The sequence below is a fragment of the Candidatus Binatia bacterium genome, assembly GCA_029248525.1.
Lineage (GTDB): Bacteria > Desulfobacterota > Binatia > UBA12015 > UBA12015 > UBA12015.
Genome location: JAQWJE010000052.1, coordinates 124,032 through 147,864, shown reverse-complemented (window position 1 = coordinate 147,864; position 23,833 = coordinate 124,032). Strand labels below are relative to the sequence as shown.

At 60.4% G+C, this 23,833-nt stretch carries 15 protein-coding genes; 6 read left to right on the top strand and 9 right to left on the bottom strand.

What is annotated here, in order from left to right; genetic code table 11:
- The 4 genes from P8K07_17515 to P8K07_17500 form a co-directional block, all read right to left on the bottom strand.
- The coding region (locus tag P8K07_17515) for a hypothetical protein (GenBank protein MDG1960322.1) at positions 1-1,101 on the bottom strand (1,101 nt) is incomplete at its 3' end.
- Between the two features lie 45 nt (positions 1,102-1,146).
- Complete coding sequence (locus tag P8K07_17510) at positions 1,147-2,244, bottom strand: ABC transporter permease (protein ID MDG1960321.1); 1,098 nt, start codon at positions 2,242-2,244, stop codon at positions 1,147-1,149.
- Positions 2,245-2,261: 17 nt separating this feature from the next.
- Positions 2,262-3,455: a sulfotransferase gene (locus tag P8K07_17505; protein MDG1960320.1), complete on the bottom strand. Its 1,194-nt coding sequence runs from the start codon at positions 3,453-3,455 to the stop codon at positions 2,262-2,264.
- 17 nt (positions 3,456-3,472) lie between these two features.
- A complete protein-coding gene (locus tag P8K07_17500) occupies positions 3,473-4,504 on the bottom strand; it encodes a lysylphosphatidylglycerol synthase domain-containing protein (GenBank protein ID MDG1960319.1) in 1,032 nt (343 codons plus the stop codon).
- 106 nt (positions 4,505-4,610) lie between these two features.
- Between P8K07_17500 and P8K07_17495 the strand changes: the two genes are divergently transcribed.
- The 4 genes from P8K07_17495 to P8K07_17480 are packed head-to-tail and all read left to right on the top strand — an operon-like array spanning position 4,611 to position 8,027.
- The gene (locus P8K07_17495; GenBank protein ID MDG1960318.1) at positions 4,611-5,639 is read left to right on the top strand and encodes a hypothetical protein; all 1,029 of its coding nucleotides are present in this window, start codon (positions 4,611-4,613) and stop codon (positions 5,637-5,639) included.
- Complete coding sequence (locus P8K07_17490) at positions 5,627-6,190, top strand: TlpA disulfide reductase family protein (protein ID MDG1960317.1); 564 nt, start codon at positions 5,627-5,629, stop codon at positions 6,188-6,190. The genes P8K07_17495 and P8K07_17490 overlap by 13 nt, the downstream gene beginning before the upstream one ends.
- Before the next feature lie 32 nt (positions 6,191-6,222).
- The gene (locus tag P8K07_17485; protein ID MDG1960316.1) at positions 6,223-7,509 is read left to right on the top strand and encodes an ATP-binding protein; all 1,287 of its coding nucleotides are present in this window, start codon (positions 6,223-6,225) and stop codon (positions 7,507-7,509) included.
- On the top strand, positions 7,506-8,027 hold the full coding sequence (locus tag P8K07_17480; GenBank protein MDG1960315.1) for a response regulator: 522 nt from the start codon (positions 7,506-7,508) through the stop codon (positions 8,025-8,027). The genes P8K07_17485 and P8K07_17480 overlap by 4 nt, the downstream gene beginning before the upstream one ends.
- A gap of 20 nt (positions 8,028-8,047) precedes the next feature.
- Here the strand turns inward: P8K07_17480 and ftsH are convergent, their stop codons facing one another.
- Positions 8,048-10,012: an ATP-dependent zinc metalloprotease FtsH gene (ftsH, locus tag P8K07_17475; GenBank protein MDG1960314.1), complete on the bottom strand. Its 1,965-nt coding sequence runs from the start codon at positions 10,010-10,012 to the stop codon at positions 8,048-8,050.
- Between the two features lie 62 nt (positions 10,013-10,074).
- Positions 10,075-12,315 carry a molybdopterin-dependent oxidoreductase gene (locus P8K07_17470; GenBank protein MDG1960313.1) on the bottom strand — a complete coding sequence of 747 codons (2,241 nt, stop codon included), beginning with the start codon at positions 12,313-12,315 and terminating at the stop codon, positions 10,075-10,077.
- Between the two features lie 262 nt (positions 12,316-12,577).
- Between P8K07_17470 and P8K07_17465 the strand changes: the two genes are divergently transcribed.
- Positions 12,578-15,811 (top strand): TonB-dependent receptor, encoded by a 3,234-nt coding sequence (locus tag P8K07_17465; protein MDG1960312.1) that lies wholly within the window; start codon positions 12,578-12,580, stop codon positions 15,809-15,811.
- A gap of 114 nt (positions 15,812-15,925) precedes the next feature.
- Here P8K07_17465 and P8K07_17460 read toward each other — a convergent pair whose 3' ends face one another.
- Positions 15,926-17,491: a glycerol-3-phosphate dehydrogenase/oxidase gene (locus tag P8K07_17460; GenBank protein MDG1960311.1), complete on the bottom strand. Its 1,566-nt coding sequence runs from the start codon at positions 17,489-17,491 to the stop codon at positions 15,926-15,928.
- Between the two features lie 47 nt (positions 17,492-17,538).
- On the bottom strand, positions 17,539-18,225 hold the full coding sequence (locus P8K07_17455) for a hypothetical protein (protein MDG1960310.1): 687 nt from the start codon (positions 18,223-18,225) through the stop codon (positions 17,539-17,541).
- Positions 18,226-18,284: 59 nt separating this feature from the next.
- Between P8K07_17455 and P8K07_17450 the strand changes: the two genes are divergently transcribed.
- Positions 18,285-21,437, top strand: a complete 3,153-nt coding sequence (locus P8K07_17450) for a glycosyltransferase (protein MDG1960309.1) — start codon at positions 18,285-18,287, stop codon at positions 21,435-21,437.
- On the opposite strand, the gene P8K07_17445 is transcribed toward P8K07_17450, so the two are convergent.
- The gene (locus tag P8K07_17445) at positions 21,421-23,802 is read right to left on the bottom strand and encodes a glycosyltransferase family 4 protein (GenBank protein MDG1960308.1); all 2,382 of its coding nucleotides are present in this window, start codon (positions 23,800-23,802) and stop codon (positions 21,421-21,423) included. The genes P8K07_17450 and P8K07_17445 overlap by 17 nt on opposite strands.
- Positions 23,803-23,833: the final 31 nt, after the last annotated feature.

Genomic DNA, 23,833 nt, shown 5'->3' with positions numbered 1-23,833 from the left:
GAGTAGTGCCTCGAAGCAGCCGACCGCCTGCAACCAGCCGAGCGTATCTTTCGAGAACCCCGTTCGCCATCGCTCCAACGAGGCGAGGATATGGATCTCCCAACCGATCAGGAGGGCCAGCGGAACAAACATCAGGTTATGTCCTGAATCGAGGAGTTCGAATCGGCGCCGGAGACTCTCCAAAGCTGGTGCCGCTGCGCGCGGCCCCTCGGCCAGCACACCTCGAACCTCCGCCATCAGATCACTCGAGGAGGGTACGGCACTGGCCTGATGGAGAACCGTCCGCAGAGCGCCCAGTTCCGCCAAGGCCCCGTCCCCGGCATGAAGCGCGTGTCCGTGAGATTTACGAACGCGGCCGATCAATACGACCTGCGCCAGCACCGCGGCCATCGGAAAGACGCCTCCGAGAACACCCGATAAAAACAAGGCGAGAGAAACGCAAAAGGCAGCGAGAAGCGATGCAGACAGGATCTGCATGGAAAGGAGCGATTCGAGGGCCGGCTTTGAACACCAACGCCGCAGAGCACCCTCGGAGGGCTCACGGCCATCGTGAGCCACCGCCAATGCGATCTCCTCGCGCGCATCAAGCGCCGGGATCAGGCTCCGAACAGCATCCTGCCGCGCGAGCACCTCGGGTACCGACGCGGGTCTCAGGAACCAATCAGCAAGCGTCCGCCCACCATAAGGCGTGACCGCTCGGCAATAGAGTTCAAAGAGCGATCCCGCGCCGAAGACTCCCAAATCCGAGGCGAACTCATGCTCCTGCGGTGCTAGACCTCGCCCGTCAGGGCCGGTACCGCGCCACTGTCCGGCAAGGCGACGCTGGGCACGTTCATGAAAGGCGACCCCGCGTCGGCTGCGCTCGAGCCGCGCTTCAACCGTCTGGTGCCAAACCGTGAGCCCCACAAAAAGCGCGATGGCAACGAGCAAAACCCAACCCACGGCCAGATCCTGATCAAAGAAAGCCACCAACAAGCCGACGATCCCGATCAGAATCAGCAGGCGCGTCCAGCCAATACCGCGATGCAGCTTGTCATCGGCGCGCTCCGCGGCCGCATGGCGGTCAGCGCGACGACGATACTCCTCTTGAGGGACAGACACGTCTCTCACGCTAGGTTTCTCTGCTGAAGATTGCGAGGAAAACCTTCATCGACGACTGTGGCGTGAGCGAAAAAGAACCAGCCCGAGCGTGATCAGGAAAGTTCCTTGGGCAAGCAGCCCCAAAAGAGTCGCCTGCATTTCGAAGAGCGAACGATCGCGCAAGACGATATCGGTCATCGCCCACATCGCCCAGGTCGTGAAAAATGCAGGCGCGATCGACTGCATCCAGGGGGGCTCGATATAGAGCGGCCACCATAATCCCCCGATCGCGCCAAAGGTAATGACGGAAAACAGCGCCAGGGGAAGAGCTGATTCCCGGGAGCCGGCTACACCCGCCACCACCAATCCCAACCCCGCCGACGGCATCGCCACCAGTAAACAGACGAGAAACAGGGTCAACGTCGAGGGCCCGAGCGAGATCCCGAAAACCAGATGCCCCCATGCAAGCAGAGCGAATAGTTGGACCATCCCCAGCAACCAACGCACCCCGAGCTTGGCCAGAATAATCCTGCTGAACCCCGCCGGCGCCACCAGAAGCCGCTCCATTGTCCCTTGCGTCCGCTCCGCATGAAAACCGGTCGCAGTCGTCACCACCACTGCGATCAGAATAAACATCAGCCCGAAGCCCGGTAAATTCTGCTCATAGGACTTCCGCTCGAGCCGGTCCCCGGTCAGATTGATCTCCCGCATCTCGACCATTTCCTGAGCAAACGGATCCTCTAGTGCGGCGGCATCTTTTTCCACCAGAAGAAGCAACGTCCGCACCGTAGCGACCCCGCGCGCGTTCGCCGGGTCGGTCAATAATTCCACCTGACTGGACCACCCTGCCTCGCGTCGATCGGAAAAACCGGCCGGCAGAACCAAAGCCGCGGGAGCGCGATTCTCCACCGCAACGAGCGCCTCGGCGCGCTCACGGCTCATGATCTGAGGGTCGGCGTGAGCTCCGAGCAACTCCACAATCAACGCAGCAGCGCTCCCGTGGTCTTCATCCACGACGGGGATCAGAACCTTCGGGTTTTCCGTCGTCCCGTAGCGAGCACCGGTGATCAGCGTGGCCACCACGATCGGCGCCAGCATCATGAAGACAAATCCCCACCGGTCTCTCAGCAGCATGCGGATCTCGTTGACGAAAACGGTAAACATGGGCCTCGGCCGGAAGTTCAGAGGTCGAAGCGCTCCGCATAACTGCGGTAGCGTTCTTCCTCTTGCTCGCGATCCAATCCAAATTGCTCCAACGCGTAGCTGTGCTTCCCATGTTTGTCCTTGGGGTTTCGCGCGAGAAACTCGGTCATGCGTTCCGCGGCTTCAGGACACCAGTCGATACCGAAATGGGTATAAATTTTCCGCACGGCGGCCAGTGGATCCCGCACCAGTTCGCGATAGTCGACATCGAGAAACCGATCCGCCGGCACGCGCCCGGAATCTCGGGCCTCCAGCGCCAGGCGCATGCCCTCGGCAAAGCGTTCGGTCATCTCGCGACCTACACCAAGCCGATCGACCTGCTCACTGAAGGCACCCCGCAAGACAGCGGTCAGGCTGCACAAGGAACCGATCACCTCGCCCGGGGCCCGATGTGTCATGACCACGCCAGCATCGGGGTACGTGGCGAACAGCGCATCGAAGCCAAAAACATGTGCCGGGGCCTTGAGGACCCAACGGTCTCCCGGACAACGCCACTGCAGATTCTGCAGAAAGAATTTATGTCCCTCGTACGAGCGCCGCAGATCCTGTTCATCGAGCCATTTCTGATAAGATGGCACATTGTACATCGTCTGGAACTGATAGCTTTCGAACCCGATACTCGACAGGACGAGACACTCCTGCGGCAATTGTGCTCCGATCGGATGGATCCGTTTGAAATCCGGCGATAGCCGATTCATCAAGGAAAGCTGACCTGCCGAAATCCCGATGCGTCGATCGCGATGGTAATTGACCCGCCGCGGAGGCGGCGACGGGTACATCGTTTCCCAGGTCAAGGGCACTCGATGCCTGGGGTCCTGCGCGAGAATGGCGTGGAGGATCGTTGTGCCGGTCCGCGGAAAACCCGTGATAATCAGCGGTCGACGAACCTCTTCGTCGGCAATCTGGGGATGGAGCCGCCTGTCGTCCACCATCCGGAGGCGGCTGGCGAGAAGTCGGCCCAGATCCTTGCGTGCGGCGATCCGACCAAACAAACTCAAATGCGCTTCCCGGTCGAGCGAACCGACCAACCGATCCAATGGCTCACGGAAGCCCGGATCCCCGAGGTCTTCGAGCCGAGTCTTGCGTTTGGCAGCCGCGATCAGAGTATCAGCGTCCAGACTCAGGAGAGGCTTTACCGCACGGCCGCCTCGATTCAGCGCATTTACGAGCATAGGGGCACCTGGCCTCGTCATTCCTCATCTGATCTGGTGAAGTTTCGTCTGAATTGCCCCAGAAAACTGTTGGCTTCCGAGAGTTGCCAGACGACCAGACCCGGTACACCGAATAACAGTTCGCGACAGCGTTTGCTCAGAGATAGTGCCAGAGCCGTTTCCGGTGGAATGCCCAAGGTGCGACCGAGCAGCAGGAATGCGCCTTCCTGGACACCCAAGGCACCGGGGACAACAAAGGCACCCGCCCGAACGGCCTGCCCCAGGGCCTCGAGCAGCATGGCCGTCACGAGGGGCACGGGATGGTCAAGGAAATATAACGCCAGCCAGACCTCTCCGGTCCCGACAATCCAGCCGCAGAGGTGAAAGAGGAACGAACTTCGCAGAGCGGCATGATCCTTATATAATCCAAGGATTTTCTGGTCGAGGCTTGCCGCCCCATCGGCCGCTGATGCGAGCGCCGAACTACCGGCGAATTTCGCCAGAGGATGTGTGATCTTGCCAAAAAGCCCTCGTCGCTGAAGGAGGATGAACAATCCAATCGCCGCGCCCATCACGCCAACTCCAGCCAATGCCGGCCCGACCAGCCCGGCGCCGCCGAGAATGAGGACGAGCAGCAGAATCCCCAAAATCGTGAATACGATCTGACTGATCACCAAAAGAGTGACGTCGACCACCACACTGGCGCCGGCCAAAGGGCCAGCGACCCCGTCCCGCATCAACAACCGCGCCCGAACCACGGGCCCGCCAATCTGCATCACCGGCAGAAGCGTATTGACCGACTCACCGATCCAACGATCCAGCAGAACCCGCCGCAGCTGTGGCCTTTCTGCAGCCGGCAGAAGTCGCCACCAACCGGAGGCGTCGAGCAAGAGCGGAAAAACGTGGTAGAGAGCGACCACGAGAAGGCCCCAACCCGCCGCAGCGAGGGCGCCTCCGACCTCCGGAACGCCTTGCCAGACCAGCAAACCCGAGAGGGTTCCCGCGCCAATGAGCAACCCTGCAAACGCGGTCAGACGAGCACGGAGAGGAAGACTGGGAGCAGCAGACAAACTGTGGGGATCGTGCCACCTCGGAGGCGCCCTGTCCAATCGCGGGAGTGCCGCCTGCGACGAGTTGCCACATCGCCCTTTGGGAAGTGCCTGCTAGGCTTTAAATGTGCTGAATCAGAGGTTTTTTCCGGCGAAGGTGCTTGTTGGAGCGTTCGCCTTGCTCGCGGCTTTCGGAACGACCGCAAGCCTCGCCTGCGATGTTTGCGCGGTCTACACCATCGAAGAACTCGGCGAGCTCCGCCTCGGCCCCCGGATCGCCGTATCGGAGCAATTTACGCGTTTCGGAACGCTCATGGATGAAAGCGAAAAAGCTCCCAATCCGGCCGGCGAATTCCTCGACAGCTCGATTACGCAGGTGGTTGCCGGTTGGCGCTTTGCCGACTGGGTCGATGCACAAATTGCCATCCCGATCCTCCATCGAAAATGGCGGCGTCGCTTCGATGGGGGCATTCAGGAACAATCCAGAACCGGCTTGGGCGACATCTCGCTGCTGGGCCGTATCCGGGCGGTCTCCCTGCAAAACGAACGAGGGCTGTTTCGTCTCTCCGGTTTCGGAGGAATCACGGTCCCGAGCGGCAACACGCGCTTCCTCGCCGAGGAACTCGAGGGCGACGAGGCCGAGGAAGAATTCTCTTTCGAGCGGCCCAGCCATGCAGGCACCCAACACTCCGAGGACCCCGAAAATGCCAGCGGCATCCACGGTCACGATCTCGCTTTCGGTACCGGCAACGTCAACGGAATCATTGGAGCCGAACTCTTCGGCACCTGGGATCGATTCCTCGGATCCGCCGATTTCCAGTACACTCTCTACACCAAGGGTGCGTACCAGTACCGGTTTGCCAACGAACTCTCGTTCGGAACCAGTCTCGGCTATTACCTGTGGCTGGAAAATGACGGCGCCGTGGCGCTGCAGGCAATATTCGGCGGCGATTCAAAAGGGCAGGACGAGCAAGCCGGGCGCAAGCTCACCGATACCGCTTTCACCTACCTATATGCCGGCCCCGGACTTATCGGGCGGCTGGGCAGCCAACTCGGGCTGGAAATCCTGGGAGAAATCCCGGTTTATCGTCACGAGACGTCATTGCAGATCGTCCCGGACTGGCGCATGAGGTTAGCCGTTTCGTGGAAGTTCTGAGGACAACGGGACCGAGGGCGGTCTCCGGGGCGAAGGCGATCCTCCTCACGATCGGGCTCGTGATCGGCCTGCGAGCCCCCCTGCCCGCCCATGCCGAGATGCTTTGTCAGGCAAACCTCGAGGCTGCGCCGGTAGAGCTGGAGGCCCATACCCTGGACGGTGACGAAATCAGTTTGAAAACGCTGCGCGGGCAGCCCGTCCTGATCGATGTCTGGGCTACCTGGTGCAGCGCGTGCCGGACCAATCTCATTGCGGCCAACGATCTGGCGGCGACGAATCAGGCTCCTGATCTGGCTGTGATCGGATTGTCGGTGGACCATGACCGCGAGGATGCACGAGCCTGGCTCGAGGAAGCATTGCCCGGGCGCGCCCTGCGCGGGTGGCAGGCCAATCCCTCGAAAACGTTCGCAGCCCTCGATATTCGTGCCCTGCCGGCCGCGGTCCTGCTCGATGCCGGAGGGCGCGTGCTCGCCAGACATGAGGGTTCGGACGCAGCAGAGCTCGAGGCGTTTCTGGCGCATGCCCGACAATGCGGGCAAAAGTCGGGCTAGAGCTCGGCGTCAGGATTGGCCATACTCACCCCATGATGGAGGTCCCACCCAACACGGAAACCGGTCAACGAGATCTGGATCTCTCGTGGCTCGTCCGGCTTCGCTGGGCAGCAGCCGCTGGTCAGGCGATCAGCATCATGATCGCCGCGTGGATCCTCGACATGCCACTTCCGACTGCCAGCCTGCTCGGCGTCGTTGCGCTGGGTGCGGCAACCAACCTGGTGCTCCAGAAATGGAAGAAAGCCGCTCGACCGACGGGGTCACCCCAGATCGCGGCCGTCATGGCCACGGATATCCTTGTCTTGACGGGCTTGCTGGCCCTGAGCGGAGGCCCCGCCAACCCGTTTTCGACGCTCTATCTTGTGAACGTCGCACTGGCGACGATTATTCTGCGCCCCGCATGGGTATGGGCCCTGGTCGCATTCACCACCATCTGCTTTGCGTTTTTGTTCCTCGCTTCGCCCTCCCACGGACACCATATGGCGATGGCAGGCAGCCTTCACCTGCAAGGGATGTGGCTCGCATTGACGCTCGGAGCCGGTTTCATTGCCTACTTCGGCAATCGTATTCAAAAGATTCTCCAGAGTCGCAGTGCGCAGCTCGCCGCCGCCCGGGATGCTGCCGCGCGCGCAGACCGACTGGCCGCTCTGACGACTCTCGCGGCAGGAGCAGCCCATGAGCTGGCGACGCCTCTTTCCACGATTGCGATCGCCGCAAAAGAACTCCAGCGGGGCCTGGCAGATCGGCCCGACGAAACAGGCCCTCTGGAAGACTCGCATTTGATTCGGGATGAAGTCGAGAGATGCCGAACCATCCTTGCGCGACTGAGCGCGCGCAGCGAGGATCCCATCAGCGGACGCCTCGACAGCTGCACGGTCAAAGAGCTGCTCGAGACCGCGCTGATCGAAATCCCCGAAATCCCTCGGATCCAAATCCAGATGACCGATCGGGTTTCAGCCAGTCAGGTCCGCCTCCCGCGCGAAGCCATCGGGCAGGCCCTGCGAAGCGTGACTCGCAACTCACTGCAAGCATCGCTGGACGGTTCCGAAATCAGGATCGAATGCCTTCGCGACGCCGATCAAATCAGCATTGAAATTCAGGATCAGGGCTGCGGAATGACGGAGGACGTCGCGCAACGAGCGAGCGAGCCGTTCTTCACCACACGACCGAACGGCGAAGGAATGGGACTGGGGTTGTTTCTCGCGCGCTCGGTAGTTGAGCGAATTGGCGGGTCTCTCGAGATCCGATCCAGCTTGGGGAAAGGCACCAGCACCACCATGCATCTCCCCGTCGAAGCGATCGAGGTGATTCCCCAATGAGCGAATTCCTTCTCGTTGTGGACGACGACCATTTAATGCGAACCCGATTGGTCCGTGCCCTCGTGGACCGCGGCTTCGCTGCGGAAGGCGCGGAGAATGCGACGGAGGCGTTGGCGATCGCCGAGTCACGCACGCCTTCCCGTGCCGTCGTTGACCTGCGCCTGCAGGAAAGCTCCGGAATCGATCTGATCCGCATTCTGGCCGAGCGTTTCCCGGAGATGCGCATTCTGCTTCTGACGGGATACGGGAGTATGGCGACCGCAGTTGATGCAATTCGATCCGGCGCCGAGAACGTCCTGCCCAAACCAGCAGACGCCGATGATGTTCTGGCTGCCTTTGATGGCGCCTTGAGCGAAGCCGAGGCCGAGCCAGCGCCATCACTCGCCCGAGCGGAATGGGAGCATATCCAGCGCGTGTTGTCGGACTGCGACGGGAATATTTCCCAAGCCGCCCGCCGTCTCGGCCTGCACCGTCGATCGCTGCAAAGGAAGCTCGCCAAGCGGCCCCCCACGAACTGATCGTCCCCCCCAACCCTGGCCTATTCTTCCGGACGATCCCCCAGAAGTTCCGCCAGGTCGGTTGAATCTATCTTTTCCTGCGCAAGAAGCCGAGCCGCCACAGCCTCCAATTGCTCCCGATGCTCCTGGAGCAAAACCAGCGCCGAGTCGTAGCAAGATTTGAGAATCTCGAGATGCTCCTCGCCGAGAACCCGCGAAATTTCGTTGGAGTGCTCCGACTGCTGCGGTCCGAAACCCAGAAAATTCTCTCCGCCCGATTCGACCAGCGACAGATTCGGCAATCGCGTGGACATGCCGTAGACGGTCAGCATGCTCCGAGCCATTTGACTGGCCCTCTCCAAATCGTCGGACGCGCCTGTGGACACATCACCAAAAACGGTCTGCTCGGCGGCCCGGCCGGCGAGCAACGTTCGAATCCGCCCCAAAAGCTCATCCTTGGTCATCAGAAAACGGTCTTCCGTCGGTGCCTGCAAGGTATATCCCAAGGCCCCACGGCCTCTGGGGACAATCGAAACCTTTTCGACCGGATCCGCGCCGGGGGTAAAATACCCGACCAGCGCATGGCCGGTCTCATGGTAAGCCACCCGGCGGCGTTCCGGTTCATTGAGCAGACGGCCCTTTTTTTCCAGCCCCCCGATCACGCGCTCGATCGCGTCCTGAAAATCGGACATCTGGATTGTCTGGTGGCCGTTGCGGGACCCCAGGAGAGCGGCTTCATTACAAATATTCGCGATATCTGCGCCGACAAATCCGGGAGTCTGCGCACCCAGGCGCTTGAAATCGACTTTCGGGTCAACCTTCAATTCCTTGGCGTGAATTTCAAAGATGGAGATACGCCCCTCCCGGTCCGGACGATCGACAAGTACCTGGCGATCGAAGCGTCCCGGGCGCAAAAGAGCCCGGTCGAGCACCTCGGGTCGATTGGTGGCGGCCATGATAACCACGCCCGTTCGCCCGTCGAACCCGTCCATCTCGACCAAAAGCTGGTTCAAGGTATTTTCTCGTTCGTCAAAACCTCCCATCGGAGAGGCATTGCGCCCGCCCCTGGCGCGGCCGATGGCATCGAGCTCGTCGATAAAAACGATGCATGGGGATTTCTCCGTAGCGTCCTTGAACAAATCCCGGACCCGCGAAGCGCCCACGCCGACGAACATCTCGACGAAATCCGAGCCGGAAAGGCTGAAAAAGGGCACACCGGCTTCGCCTGCAACCGCCTTGGCCAGCAACGTCTTTCCGGTCCCCGGAGGGCCGACAAGCAATACGCCGGTGGGCAATTTGGCGCCTAGGGTCTGGTACTTTTCCGGTTCCTTGAGGAAGGAAACAACTTCCTCGACCTCTTCGATCGCTTCATCCACGCCCGCAAGGTCGTTGAAATGAATGCCGCTCTCATCGTCAAGATCGTAGACTTTCGCCTTGCTCTTGCCGACGTTCATGACCCCGCCGGCCCCCTGTCCCATCCGCTTCATGATGAAGGTCCAGATCAGGAAGAGGATTCCGAAAGGGATAATCCAGTCGAAGAATAAATTCCGCAGGAAATTATTCTCGATTTTCCCGCGAAACTCAACTTTATGCTTTTGGAGAAGTTCAATGAGTTCCGGGTCCTCGACCCTGGTGACCGTGAACTGTCGATCAATCTCGCTTTCCCGGTTCTCTTCGGCCTGTTTCGCCTTCTCTTCTTCCGAAACAAACCAACCGGCGATGGCACTCGGCGAAAATCTCCATGGGGTTGCCTTGTCCTCGACCGCCAGAGAATCCGCACTTGCGGCCGTCGAATCGTCGCTCAAGTCGGGGGCTCGGATCTCTCCGTAGATCGTCTGAGTTGTCAGAACGACAGTGGCGACTTTCCCCTGACCTACCTCTTTCAGGAAATCGCTGTAGGGCATCTCCCGAACCGATGGCCCGGAAAAGAAAATACCCTCGAGAACCCAGAAGAGAAGGAAGATCCAGAGAAAATAGCCGAGCGAGAAACGCGCGCGCTTGTCCATAGATACACGCTAGCCCGAGGGGGCCGGGAACGCACCCGGCCCCGCGCGAATTCCGGGGAATCTCAGCTGGGCCGAATCGGAGACACGGCCACCGGAATCCCGTTGACGACCGCATTTCCCGAGGGAACATCGACCAGATCTCCGGGCGCAAGCAGGTTATTATTCACGCCAGCGTGGGCCGCCGCCACCTGCAGCTGGACCCCATCGAGGTCGTGTCCCCAACCGTGCGGCAGCGAGACAACCCCCGGCATCATCTCGTCCGAGACTTCCAGAGAAACCTCGAGAGCTCCTGCCCGGGACTCGATCCGCGCATGCTGCTCGCCGGACAACCCGCATCGATCCGCATCCTCCGGATGCATCAGGAGAGTGCACCGATCTTTTCCCGAGACCAATTTGGGTACGTTATGCAGCCAGGAATTGTTGGAACGCAGATGACGGCGGCTGACCAGCACCAATCCTTCATCCCCACGCCCGAGGCGCTGCCGCAAACGGTCGAGATCGCCCAGAATATACTCCGGGGCCAATTCCATCCGACCGGAGGGAGTTTGCAGAACTTCGCCCAGACGAGGCTCCAGAGGCCCAAAATCAACACCATTGGGTTGCGCGGCGAGCTTTGCACGCGTCAGGCCAGTCGGCCGACGGCCGTAATGATCTCCCTGCGGGCCGGTACGAATCGCCAAATCCACGAGGCGATCCGGGCCTCGCCCCTCCGTCGCTGCGACAATTTCGGCAACGTCCCGGCCCGCCAACGGATGGGCTTCCGCCTCGGTCAAAGCGCCGATCAATCCGGTGAAGAACAAATCATCCAAAATCGTCGGATCGGCTTCTTCCGGAGCTGCGCCGGAAACAATTCCCGCCAATTTGAGGAGAATTTCCCATTCCAGAGGTTGACCGGCCGGCGGTTCGAAAACCGGATCGGACCACTTCGCATGGTTCCGCACAGCCCAACCGAGCAGCAGATCATCGCAATGTGGCTGTTCCAGCGGCGATTGCCCCGGCAAAATCACATCCGCATGCCGCGTGGTCTCATTGACCCAATTATCGACACTCACCATGAAATCCAGACCCGGCAGAGCTTCGTCGAGGCGCCCACAATCGGGAGCACTGACAACCGGATTGCCTGCGATGGTGATCAGCGCCCGGATCTGGCCTTCCCCGGGGGTCGCGATCTCCTCCGCGAGGCAGGACACGGGAACCTGGCCGAGAACCTCGGGAGCGCCGCGAACCCGACTCTTCCAGCGCCCGAAGGAGAATTTGCCGCCCGGGAAATCCGGATGCGGCATCGTGGTCAGCGATGGCACCACCGGATCGGAGAACATCATCCCCCCCGGCTTGTCGAAATTGCCGGTCAGGACGTTCAAAACATCGATGATCCAGGAGGCCAGAGTGCCAAATTCCTGATTGCAGGTCCCGATGCGGCCATAGACACAGGCTGTCCTGGCGTCGGAAAGATCCCGTGCCAACTCGATAATCTTCGCCGCCGGAATCCGGCAGACATCGGCGACCGCCGCGGGAGAGAAATCCTCCACCAACTGTTCGACATCGAACAGTCCGTTGATCTGCCCCTCCAGAGCCTCGGCTCTGACGCGCTTTTCGGCAAACAAGGTATGGGCGATTGCGAGCAGCAGAAGTGCATCCGTGCCCGGTTGGATTGGCACCCAATCATCGGCCCGTTCGGCCGTTTTCGTCCGTCTGGGATCCACCACAACAACGCGCCCGCCACGTTCCCGAATCGCATCGAGTCGCGCGGGCAAATTGGCCGCAGCCAATAAACTCCCCTGTGAAGCGCTGGGGTTCGCCCCGAGCAGGAGGATATGATCGGTTCGGTCAACGTCCGGAACCGGAATCGTCCACATCCCGCCGTAGAGCAGGGCCGAACTCACATTTTTCGGCCACTGGTCCACCGTCCCTGACGAGTACACAACGGGAATCCCCGACATCGGCATAAATGCCGCAATCATCCGTGATAACGAGTGGTTATGGGCAGCAGGGTTGCCAATATAGGTACTGAGGGCCGCCATTCCATGACGCTCTCGCACCGGGGCGAGGCCGCGGGCGATGGCTTCAAACGCCTCATCCCAGCCGACTTCCTGAAATTGACCGTTTTTCTTGACCAACGGTCGCCGCAACCGATCCGGATCCGCATGCAGATCAGCGAGCGCCACGCCCTTGGGACAAATATAGCCCTCGGACCAGACATCGTCCGGATTGGGCCGAATCGACGAGACTTTCCCATTCTCGACAGACACGCGAAGGCCGCACATGGCCTCGCACAGGGGGCAGGTCTTGATGTGTGTTTTCATCTCGATTCTCTCCTCGCCGTGAGCCAGGGAAGAACGCCTATCAGAGCTTCGCCTGACAGGCGAAGCCTGTCGGGGACCCACACGCTCCAGGGGGCGACGAATACCCTGCCGATAAATTCAAATTGATGGGAAGTTTTCTCGATCAAGAGAGCCATTTTCGTTGCTTTTTGAGAGGACCGCGATAATGAGTGTGATTCGCTGTCAAACCGTTCCAGATCGAACCAAATCCGGCAGCTTCAGACCGAACCAACAGGGGGAATCCATGAGGACATTAAAGTACTTTGCGATCGCCATGCTCGTCGCATCATTTGCGAGCAGCGCCTACGCACAGGACCTGGACGTTGCTCCAGAAAAGGAAGCTGAAAATCAGCTCGAGGCGTTCGATACGCCGCCCGAGCGCGAACCGCGCGCCGCCATCGAAGAGATGGTCGTCACGGCCCAGCGTAAATCACAGTCCTTGCAGGAGGTCCCCATCGCGGTTTCGGCCTTCAACGCCGAGGCTCTCGAACTCCAGCAGATCACGACTTTCAGTGACTTGCAGTTCACAGCGCCGAACGTGAACTTCACGAAAACGAACTTTACCGGATCGAACTTCTCGATTCGTGGTATCGGATCGGGGACCGTCGCCGCATCGGGTTCTCCGGGTGTTGCGTTCCACGTGAACGAAGCGGCTTTGCCCAGCCCGATTTTCGCGGCCGAGTATTTTGACCTCGAGCGTATCGAAGTCCTGCGTGGTCCGCAGGGAACCCTTTACGGCCAAAGCGCGACCGGTGGTGTGGTCAACGTGATCACCGCCAAGCCGCAACTCGAAGAGTTCGGTGGCGATGTCGAGGTCGAATACGGCAACTACAATACCTTCAAGGTTCGCGGTGCGGTCAACATTCCCATTGGCGAGAAAATCGCCATCCGCCTCGCAGGGCTCTCGCTGCAGCGGGACGGCATGATCGACAACCTCTACACCGGCAGCGATGTCGGCGGCGACACCGTCGACGGCCGTGACCTCTACAGCATTCGCGGCACCATCGCGGCAGAAATCACGGAATCGACGAGCGCCTACTTCATGTGGGAGCGCTTCAGCGAAAACGACAACCGTGCGCGCATCACCAACCAGCGGTGCAACCCTACATCGACCCCCCAATTGGGTTGTGACTGGCGCGGCACGGTCGACACCATGCAGGCCGGAGGCGCCTACCCACAGGCTGTGGCCGGAAGCCTGTTCTCCTCCTACGGCGGACTCGCCCCCTGGGGCAACGGCAAAGCGGTCTATGATGCGCAGGGAAATGAGCTTTATCCCGCACTGGATCCGAACCCGTACCAGACGGCATCTCCCGAAATCCAAAAACGTCTCAATGATGATTTCCGAACCGTCTACACGGACATGGACCCGATCTACAAGCAGGAAAGCAACCTGTACATGATGAACATCGATCAGGAACTGCCGTTTGATTTGAACCTGAACCTGCTCGGTGGCTACTCGGGCGGTACGTTGTTGTCCTCGCAGGACTACAACATGGATGTTGGCGCGACCTTCCAGCCCACCGAAACCTATCCGCAGGGTGTTCTGCCGGTCTCGGGCCCCAAGCCCTTCAACAACTCTGACGAGAACCTCCAAGGCATTTATGCCAACGAGGTCTTTCGCTGGTCGGATCGCACCTTCGGCTACGACCAGAGCTGGGGCGAGAACTCCACATGGTACGGCGAAGGCCGGATCAGCTCGGACTGGGAGGGGATGTTCAACTTCCTCGCCGGCTTCAACGGCACCTCGGAACACAGCGAGGGCGGCTATCGCGTCCTCTCCAACACGCTGGAAGCGGTGGCTGTGAACGCTACGCCAATCATTCAGCCGCAGGGTCCTATCCCCAACATCGGGCTCTCGGGACTCTATCCCAGCTTCTTTGACAACGCGACCGGCAGCTACGATCGCACAGGCCTCGGCTTCTACACCGAAGGCTATGTCGACGTGACCCCGTCCTTGAAACTGACCGGTGGCTTCCGTTGGAACTACGATCAGAAGAGCGTTTCGGACCGATCCACGCTGTTCAACTCTCTGGCTGGCGGTGGCGCTGTCGGGACACCTCCCAACCAGCTCTGCCTGATCAACACCGACCCTCTCGCCCAGTCGGCTACGCCTCTCCCTCTCGGCGGTGCTGACCTTCTCTGCATTGGTACCGGAGGCGAGACTCTCACACCTGTGGGTCCCAGCTTCCCGGGCGTGACCGACTTCCCGGGCGCGCAGGATTGCTTCATCGACGAGAACGGCGAAGAGCGCTGCTTCCTGCCGGGACAGCAAATTCCGACCTACAACATGGCTCGCGTCCTCAAGGGTTCGCCCACCGAGGAAACCTGGAACGCCTTCACCGGTCGTTTCGTGATCGACTACGCGGCCGAGCTGCCCTTCACGGATGAGACTCTGACCTACTTCAGCTGGTCACGAGGCTATCGTCCCGGCGGCTTCAACCCCGCAGTCAACCCGGAACAGCCAGGATTCGGCGGAGTCGCCGATACGTTCGCACCCGAGTTCGTGAACGCCTATGAAATTGGCGCGAAGAACTCGATTCTGGACTGGGGCCTGCAGGCCAACCTCACGGCCTTCTTCTATGACTACAAGGATTATCAAGTCTCGAAGATTGCCAACCGTACCGCACTCAACGAGAACACCGACGCCTTCGTCTGGGGTCTCGAGCTTGAGTCGATCTGGGTGCCGCCGGTCCTGCCGGGCGCTTTGATCAACTTCAACTTCTCGTACCTGGGAAGCAAGATCTCGGAGGATTTCAAAACCGCAGATCCGCGCGACCCCAATGGCGAGCGCCACTACGAGCAATCTGGCGCAGGGACAAACCCGAACTATCTGGGCAAGGACTCCATCTTCGCGCAGCCCTGCGTCGTCAACAAGGAGAAGTTCTTTGACGCCTACTTCGATGGGCGGCTGGATGGCATCGGAGACGGTGGTTACAACTACTTCGTCAACGAGCCGATCACCTTTGCCAACGTGGTTCACAACGGCGAAGAGAAGCGAGCGCCCACGTTGCTCAACTGTGGAGCCATGGAATCGGTTCCGAACGCAGCGGGCGAGGCCGAAAACATCTCCAGCAACCCGGAGAATGGCAAGTCGCTCGAGTATGAGTACAACCTGAAGGGCAACGAGCTGGCGAACGCACCTGAGTTCTCGTTCAGCCTCGGCGCTCAGTACACGTTCCCGATCGAGTCTCTGGGAATCGACATCACACCTCGTACGGACTTCTACTGGCAGAGCGCCATGTGGGGTCGTATCTACAACGCGCCTCTGGACAAGATTCCGTCCTGGTACCGTTGGGATGCACAGATGATCTTCGAAGATGCTGAAGGTCGCTGGTTCGTTCGAGGCTATGTGAAAAACATCCTCAACGACGACAACGTGACCGGCATGTATGTCTCTGATGCCGCGACCGCCAACTTCACAAACGTGTTCACCATTGAGCCACGCCTCTTCGGCTTTGCCGTCGGAGCGCGACTCTAAAAAGCGCGTTTGCTTCGCAAAGAGCCCGGGCCCTCAAAAGGGGTCCGGGCTTTTTTTGTGCTCTCGAGCACAGCGACAAAAGTCGACCGGCCATCTCCGGCCGTTTGGGCGCGATCAGGGCAGGTAGGAAGCTGCGAGCGCCCGAAATGCTTCGACCTGATGGTTTTGCCAAGCCTCGTCACGTCCAAGTTCTGCGGCGAGAATCGCTGCCGCATCGGGGGCGGCGGCTATCGCCGCGCGTGCATTCAGCAAAAGGCAACGTGTGCGCCGTGCGAGGACATCATCGAGCGTGCGTGCCATTTCAAACCGCGCGGCCCAGGCCACCTGCCCTCGAGAGTATGGCAGATCCGGGTGCAGGAGAGTCTCTCCATCGGGGAACTCGGCCAGAAACGTCTGGACCGCTGCGGCATCTGACCCGTACATCTCCATATGTCCGTCTGCGGGCAAAGCTGGATCATCTCGGTCCATCCAGCCGTGGAGATGCAGCTCTTCGGTCCGGCAGGGCCTCTCCTCAAGCCCGGCAATACTCGCCGCATCATTGACGGTATCTTCGGCCATCTTCCGGTAAGTCGTCCACTTGCCACCCACGATCGTGACCAATCCGGATTCCGAAATCAGAACCGAATGCTCGCGTGAAATGGACTTCGTGCCGCCTGTCTCCGCATCAGCCTTCACCAGCGGCCGCAGCCCGGCGAAGCAACTCAGGATGTCTTCCTGTTTGGGGTCGTGGTCCAGATAGCGGGCTGCGTTGCGCAGGATGAACTCGATTTCCTCGGCCATCGGCCGGGGCTCGATATCGGCCTCGGGTACCTCGGTATCGGTTGTCCCCACCAGACACCGATCATGCCACGGAATGACAAATAGAACTCGGCCATCATCCGTTTGTGGAACCATGATCGCGGTATCCGAGGGCTGAAAGCTGCGGTCGAGGACGATATGCACGCCTTGGCTCGCCGTGACGGTAACACCGGCCCGGGAATCGTCGAGGCGACGCACGGAATCAGTAAAAACGCCGGTAGCATTGATCACGACCGAGCCGTGCAAATTATGCTGGCGGCCGGTCTCTGCATCGGTGGCAGCGACCCCAACCACCTGACCATCTTTTTTCAACAACCGATCCACCGACATATAGTTGAGCAGAGTCGCGCCCTCGTCCGCGGCCGTCATGGCGAGAGAAAGAGCGAGCCGCGCATCGTCGAATTGAGCGTCGTAGTACTGGACCCCGCCGAGCAGACTTTCGGTTTCCACATTGGGAATCTTGGCCATGGTGGTCTTCCGATCGAGAATTCGGGAACGGGCCAGATTGAGCTTGCCAGCGAGGCGATCGTATAATTTCAGCCCCACACCGTAAAAAGGACCTTCCCACCATCGGTATCGGGGTACGATGAAAGCCAGATCGTGGACCAGATGAGCCGCATTACGACACAACAGGCCGCGTTCGCGCAGGGCTTCGAGGACCAGCGATACATTGCCCTGCTGCAGGTAGCGCACGCCACCATGCACCAACTTGGTGGAACGGCTCGAGGTTCCTTTCGCGAAGTCCCATTTCTCGAGCAGGAGCGTCCGGTAACCGCGGCTCTGGGCATCGACGGCGATTCCCAGGCCCGAGGCTCCTCCGCCGACCACAATGACGTCCCAGGGTCCGTCATCGAGAGAAGCTATCATTCGATCGCGATTCACAGGTTTCCTCTGACACAAAAAGAACGCAGCAGCACGCGACTCTACCTTCAGGCCGCCGGCAGGTTTTGGGTCAATTGACGTTCCAGAACCGCTGCCGCTTCGTCAAAAATTTCGGTGCCATAGATCGGATCGTCATGATCCAGCACGAAAGTCGACTGATATGGGGCCCCGTCCGCACCACGAATCCGCCGGATAATCGCCGGGGCATCTGCAAGCTTGTCGCCGTGACAATCGAATAAAAGTTGTCGGAACGACGCGTAATGGCGCCCCTCGTCCGCGACTACGGTTCGGAGGAACGACCCGAAGGGAGCGCCCAGAAGGTCATAGAGCGGCAGATTCCCGCGGTAGCCCCGAATTGTCGCCAGTTCGTCATAGGCCAGCAGACATAGGATCTCGAACTCGCTGCCGAAAAGATGCTCGATGCCCCCGAAATCCGGTCGGCGCGCATCCAGATCCGCCTGCAATCCCGGTCGGAAGAGTTTGCAAATGCCGCGAAAGGCCGCGTAATGAGCCTCTTCCTCCACCGCCCAGTTCTGAAAAACCTCAAGGAAAGCCTCGGAGAATTCAACCGAAAGCCCCTGCACGAAATCCACCAGGAATCGAGCGTCGTATTCGGTGAGCATATCATCGAGAAGGGTCGCCTTCAGCCGAGAGCGCAACTCGGGCTCAAGAGCCTCGAGGCTCGCCGTCAGGCTCTCGTCAGGCGAGAATTCCCCATGGGCTTCGTTCGACATCAGGTATCCGAAAAGGTGGTCATTGAGTGCCGTGCGCGCAAGGTGTAGCGAGGGAATTGGTGACGCAACAGCGAATTTATCGCCGCCTCGGAGGAGTGCTCCTCAGGGCTGGCCAGGAGCATATCGGACGGCATATTCCGTATCCGATCCGGACCCGCTTGCGGAAGATGGTCGGGTTGCCGCCCAAACCTCGGCCGTGGGTGGTCTCGGAGGAAGGTTTGCTCGCAACCACCGGCAAGATCGAAGACCGTGCTGCATCCGTTGATATCATCTGCTTTCCGATTATTGACTGGGATTTCCGATTCCAGCGCCCCCAACAGCTCATGCGGGCGCTGGCCGCTCGTGGCCACCGCATTTTCTGGATCGACCCGGACTCCTTGCTCACGGGCGCACACCTCGAGCCTGGAGCCGCACCACGCCTGTCGCTGATCGAGAAAGGCATCTTCCGCGTCAAACCCGGCATGGCCGAGGCTTGCAACCTCTATACCGACACCCTCAATGAGGCCAATCAGGCCGCATTGGTCGCGTCGCTGCGAGAATTGGCGAGACGGGAAGGCATCTCGACGGCCGCATCCATCGTGCAGTTGCCGTTCTGGAGCGATGCAGCACTGGCGCTTCGCGACCGAGGCTGGCGGGTTCTCTACGATTGCATGGACGACCACGAGGGCTTTGCCACCAACGACGCCGAGATGATCGGCCGCGAAAAGCGCCTCGCCGAGGACGCGGACGCGATCGTCGTCACCTCGCGCGCGCTGGCGACGAAGTTGGCCTTCTCGGCCAAGCCCTTGCACCGAATCCCCAATGCCGGCGACTTTGATCACTTCGCCAACCCCTCGCCGGAGTCGCCGGCCGGTCTTCCCAAAATCGAGGGGCCGGTGATCGGTTACTTCGGCGCTATTTCCGCATGGTTCGATTTTGATCTGCTTCGTGATGCCGCGGCCAAGCACCCCGAGTGGACGTTTCTGCTCATTGGCTCCACCTTCGGAGCACCCCAACATGACGACCTCAAGGCCTTGCCACACGTTCATTTTCTGGGCGAGAAGCCCTACAGCGAACTCCCCGCCTGGCTCGCTCGCTTCGATGTTGCCACCATTCCCTTCCAGTCCACGCCCCTGATCGAAGCAACGGACCCGGTAAAGGCCTATGAATACATGGCGGCCGGCAAGCCTGTTGTCACCAGCGATCTTCCGGAACTGCGGCCGCACGGGAATCTGTTCCAGCAGGCAAACGACCCGGCCAGCTTCACACGCAAGCTCGAGGAGGCGCTCGAGGGCTCGGATGCGACCGTCGTTGCGGCTCGCCGACGCTTCGCGAGAGAAAACTCCTGGCAATCACGCGGGGCCGCAATGGCCGACATCGTGAACGATATGTTCCCGAAAATCAGCATTATCATCGTGACCTGGAACAATCTCGGCTTCACCCGGCAGTGCCTGGACTCGCTGCGGGCGAATACCTCATGGCCATGCTGGGAAGCAATTCTGGTCGACAACGGCTCGACCGATGAAACTCCCGCCTATCTCGAAGAGCAGGCGGCAGGCGAACCTCGCATCACTCTCGTCCTGAATAAGGAAAATCGGGGGTTTGCGGCGGCAAACAATCAGGGCCTCGCACGCGCTTCCGGTGATTTTCTCGTGCTGCTGAACAACGATACCGTTCTGCCCCGCGGTTGGCTGAGCCGTCTGATCCATAATCTCGAAGCTGATCCCGAGATCGGGCTGATCGGTCCCGTCACCAATAACGTCTGGAACGAGGCACGACAGGACGCCGGCTATCGCGATCTCGGGGGCCTTGTCGAGTTTGCCCAGTCCTGGGGTAACGAACACGAAGACATGCTCTATCCGATCGATGTCCTGGCGATGTACTGCGTCGCCATGCCGCGCGCCGTCTATCAAAAAATCGGCGACCTCGACGAACGCTATGGCATCGGCATGTTCGAGGACGACGACTATGCCCATCGCGTCCGAGCGGCTGGTTACCGGGTCAGTTGCGCGGAAGAGGCTTATATTCATCACGCCGGGCGGGCCAGTTTCCGAAAAATGGCTGATGCCAAGTACCGCAGCCTCCATGAAGAGAATCGCAAGATCTACGAAGACAAATGGGCCTGCAACTGGCGACCTCATGAGGGGAATCGCCACGATACCGCGCGCTTTGCTGCGGAAATAACAGAGCGGATTGCCAAAGGTCCCCGCGGCGAAGTGGTGATTTTTCCGCCCAATATCGGATGGGCGATCGACCTCTTCCAACGCCCGCACCAATTGGCAGTGGCACTCGGCCAATTGGACCATCTGGTCTTCTTCTGCCTGCACGATTACGACGACCCCGAGGGCCCGCGGCTCCGGGAGATCGCACCGAATGTCATCCTGAGCTCCGTTCCCTTGTGCGCGTTTGATGGCGTCCAGTCCCCGATCGTCTTCACGATGCCGTATAATGGTTATGAGGCGGCATACTTTCGTGAGGCGCGAATCGTCTATGAATCAGTCGATGTGCTGGAAGTCTTTGGCGGTCCGCAAGAACGTCTGCGCCGGGAGCATGCGCGCCTGGTCCGCGAAGCCGACCTCGTGGTCGCGACCGCCGACCGCCTCGTGCAGGAAATAGTCGAGATACGACCTGACGTTCTCCTCGTGCCCAATGGCGTGGACTTCGACCACTTCGCAACCGCAGGCGTGATTCCCGAGGCATCGATCGACCATCTGCCCGGCCCGGTGATCGGGTACTTCGGAGCCTTGGCCCGTTGGGTCGATTATGAGCTGATCCGGCGAACCGCATTGGCGCGCCCCAAGTGGAGCTTCGTTCTCGTCGGCCCCGATCACGATGGGAGTGCTGCCGCCAGCGGGCTGGGCGAATTGCCCAACGTTCACCTGATCGGCCCCCGCCCCTACGCAGATTTGCCGTCGATCCTCGCCGCTTTCGATGTCGCGACGATTCCCTTTATCGTTGATGACCTGACCAACGCCGTCTCACCACTCAAGCTTTTTGAATATATGGCGGGAGGGTGCCCAACAGTCACAACCGCGATGCAGGAGTGCCGAAAGGAGAACTCCGTCAGGGTCGCGCAAGGCGCGGAGGACTGGTTGCCGCAACTCGACGCAGCAGTCGCCGAGGGGCGGTCGCCCGAGCGCGTCCATCAGCTCCGTCAAGCAGCCGAACGCCACACCTGGAAAGCACGTGCCGCAGCGATTCTGAGCCGCGTGGCCATCACCGAGAGCGTCTGAATCGTTCCCGCAAACGACTCAGAAGACTCGGCGGAGGAGCTTGTCTCGCCTCCGCTTCCTCCAGCTGCATTTGCCGCTGGAGTTGAAACTCTGATTCCAGCCGTTCCGCCTCATCGATCAACTCGCGACGAAAATCGACGAGATGAGAGAGGCCACCTGCCGCCACGGCCTGCTTGAGTAAACTTGCATGCGCCCCTACCATCCGATCCGGACTCAGAAGCTCGCGTAACTCTTCGGCCCGCCGGACCGCGCCGCGACCAAGCATCGCCTTTCTTGTCGTTGCCTCCTGCAAGGCTGCTGCGAGTGCCTGAATGTCTGCGCTCGAAGGCGCGGAAGCCTCACGAAAACGGATCTCCGAATGGACGAGATGCGGATCTGCGGGCGTTCGATCGAAAACAAGACCTGCGGGTTCCGCATCGTCGACGCCGAGGAGAAAGCCCGCGTCGCCTGTTGGGGCCAGAACCGCCGGAACCCCGGCCTGCAAGGCCTCGACAGCGGCCAAACTCAAGCCCTCAAAGAGCGAGGGCTGCACAAAAAAGTCGGCCGCTGCAAGCAACTCGGGGACATCGGAGCGCTCCCCCAGGATCCGGAAATGCTTCGTCAGGTCCAATGCCTCGAGACGTTTCTCCAACTGCGCCGCGTAAAGAGAGTCGCCCACCTCGCCAGCCAGTAACACCTGACAGAAAAGCCCCTGCCGGGCGCATCGAGCCACGGCCTCGGCTAGCAAGAGCTGTCCTTTGACCGGTTCCAGACGGCCAACCAACAGCAGGACGCAGGCCTCGGGGTCGAGGTTCAGTTCGGCTCGTTTCGCCTCGCGGTGGGTTGTGCCCAAAACCCGCAAGCGGTCGCTTGCCGCATTCCGGACAACGGCAATCCGACCCGGATCAATCGAAAAGCGTGCTGCGTGAAAATCCGCAACGGTCTGGCTCACGGCGATATAACCGTGGACCAGAGAGTCCAGCGCACAAACGGTTTCATGAGCTGCGGCACCCATCCATCCGTATTCATTGTGCACCGTCATCACGACCGGAATGTCCTGCGCGGCCGCAGCCGGAACCCCCAACCACGAATAGTGTGCCGAGAGAACATCCACATTTTGATCCGCAAAAAGAACCGCCAACTCGCCCTCCGGGTCCTGCTCCCCGAGAACGAAAACCTCCAGGCCTTCGGCCACGAGTTCTTCGGCCAGGATGCCTCCGGCCTTGTCGCAGATCACCAGCACGCGAAATCCCTGCGCTGAGAGTCGACGCGCGAGAATCGCGACAATATTTTCCAAACCGCCCGATCCGAGCGAGGGCACCTGCAAGGCCACACACGGCTGGCGCTCCAGGCCGTCCTCTGCTGAGCGGTCGGGTTCCGGCATGAGCATTTGGGTGGGTGCGTCCGATCGATCCGCCCGCACCGCACCCGACGCCAGGCCCGCGAGACCTCGCCGAAGTCCTTCAACCGTCCGCGCCGTGGGGCAGATATCTTCGCGCAAGTCTGCGCGCGCATTCATCGCGGCCATGAGTTCCTCGCGGCTGATGTTCTGATCCGCTCGCCGGTCCCAATCTTGCGCAACGGCTGCCGGGGGCATGGGCAGTGTTCCCCGCGGAATCCCGGCGAAGGATCGTCGGGCATTTGGCGGTGAAACTCTCGTTGCCTCTCCGCCGGCAAGCTGATCTGCGGCATCACGCAGGACCCGAACGACTCCTTCGTCTCCGGCGCCCTCCCCTAACGCATCCGCGAGCCGACAGCGGACTTGCGCTCGTGCACGAGGATCCGCCCAGCGCCCCCCACCTAACCGAAAACAAAAGTCCTCCAACAAATCTGTCGCGAGGAGATTCGCGGGGAATTCCGCGCCGCGAGAAGTACCATCGCAGCGCACCAGAATCTCGTCGAGGAATCGTGTTTCGTGGCGCGCGATGACCGCCGCGATCACCTCCCGGGGCCGCGAGACGCCCGGCAGACGCAATGCTGATTGGACGCGACTGCGTCGCAGCATCACCTGACTGGTGACCAAAGGCACGCCGCTGACCCAGCGAAGCAGAAATTCGCTCTCGTCGATCGGTCTGGAACCAACATTCTGATCAGGTGTACCGAACGAATCCACGCCTTCGGCTCGCATCACGACCGCCGCGGCCGTTCCGGCCATCGCTCGCGAAGAGCGGACCAGAGCCTCGGGCGCAAGAGAGTCACCTTCGCTCAAAAAGATCAGGAGGTCAGATGCGCAGGAAGCGATTTTCTCGGCAAAATCCGAGTCCCGAAGTGAAATTACCTCCGCGGGCTGTAGGGTCTGGTCCCGCAAGCCCTGCGAATCCGGGTCCAGGGGCCCCAAAACCGCGACCGCCGGGGTTCGGGGGGGATTGTCATTATCGCGACCCACTGGGTCTCACTGTTGCATCCATCGGAGCGGC

What these genes read in the sequence shown, in the direction of transcription:
- P8K07_17510 (MDG1960321.1), bottom strand. Translation starts at nt 2,244, where the DNA reads ATGTTTACCGTTTTCGTCAACGAGATCCGCATGCTGCTGAGAGACCGG.
- P8K07_17505 (MDG1960320.1), bottom strand. Translation starts at nt 3,455, where the DNA reads ATGCTCGTAAATGCGCTGAATCGAGGCGGCCGTGCGGTAAAGCCTCTC.
- P8K07_17485 (MDG1960316.1), top strand. Translation starts at nt 6,223, where the DNA reads ATGATGGAGGTCCCACCCAACACGGAAACCGGTCAACGAGATCTGGAT.
- P8K07_17480 (MDG1960315.1), top strand. Translation starts at nt 7,506, where the DNA reads ATGAGCGAATTCCTTCTCGTTGTGGACGACGACCATTTAATGCGAACC.
- ftsH (MDG1960314.1), bottom strand. Translation starts at nt 10,012, where the DNA reads ATGGACAAGCGCGCGCGTTTCTCGCTCGGCTATTTTCTCTGGATCTTC.
- P8K07_17470 (MDG1960313.1), bottom strand. Translation starts at nt 12,315, where the DNA reads ATGAAAACACACATCAAGACCTGCCCCCTGTGCGAGGCCATGTGCGGC.
- P8K07_17465 (MDG1960312.1), top strand. Translation starts at nt 12,578, where the DNA reads ATGAGGACATTAAAGTACTTTGCGATCGCCATGCTCGTCGCATCATTT.
- P8K07_17455 (MDG1960310.1), bottom strand. Translation starts at nt 18,225, where the DNA reads ATGTCGAACGAAGCCCATGGGGAATTCTCGCCTGACGAGAGCCTGACG.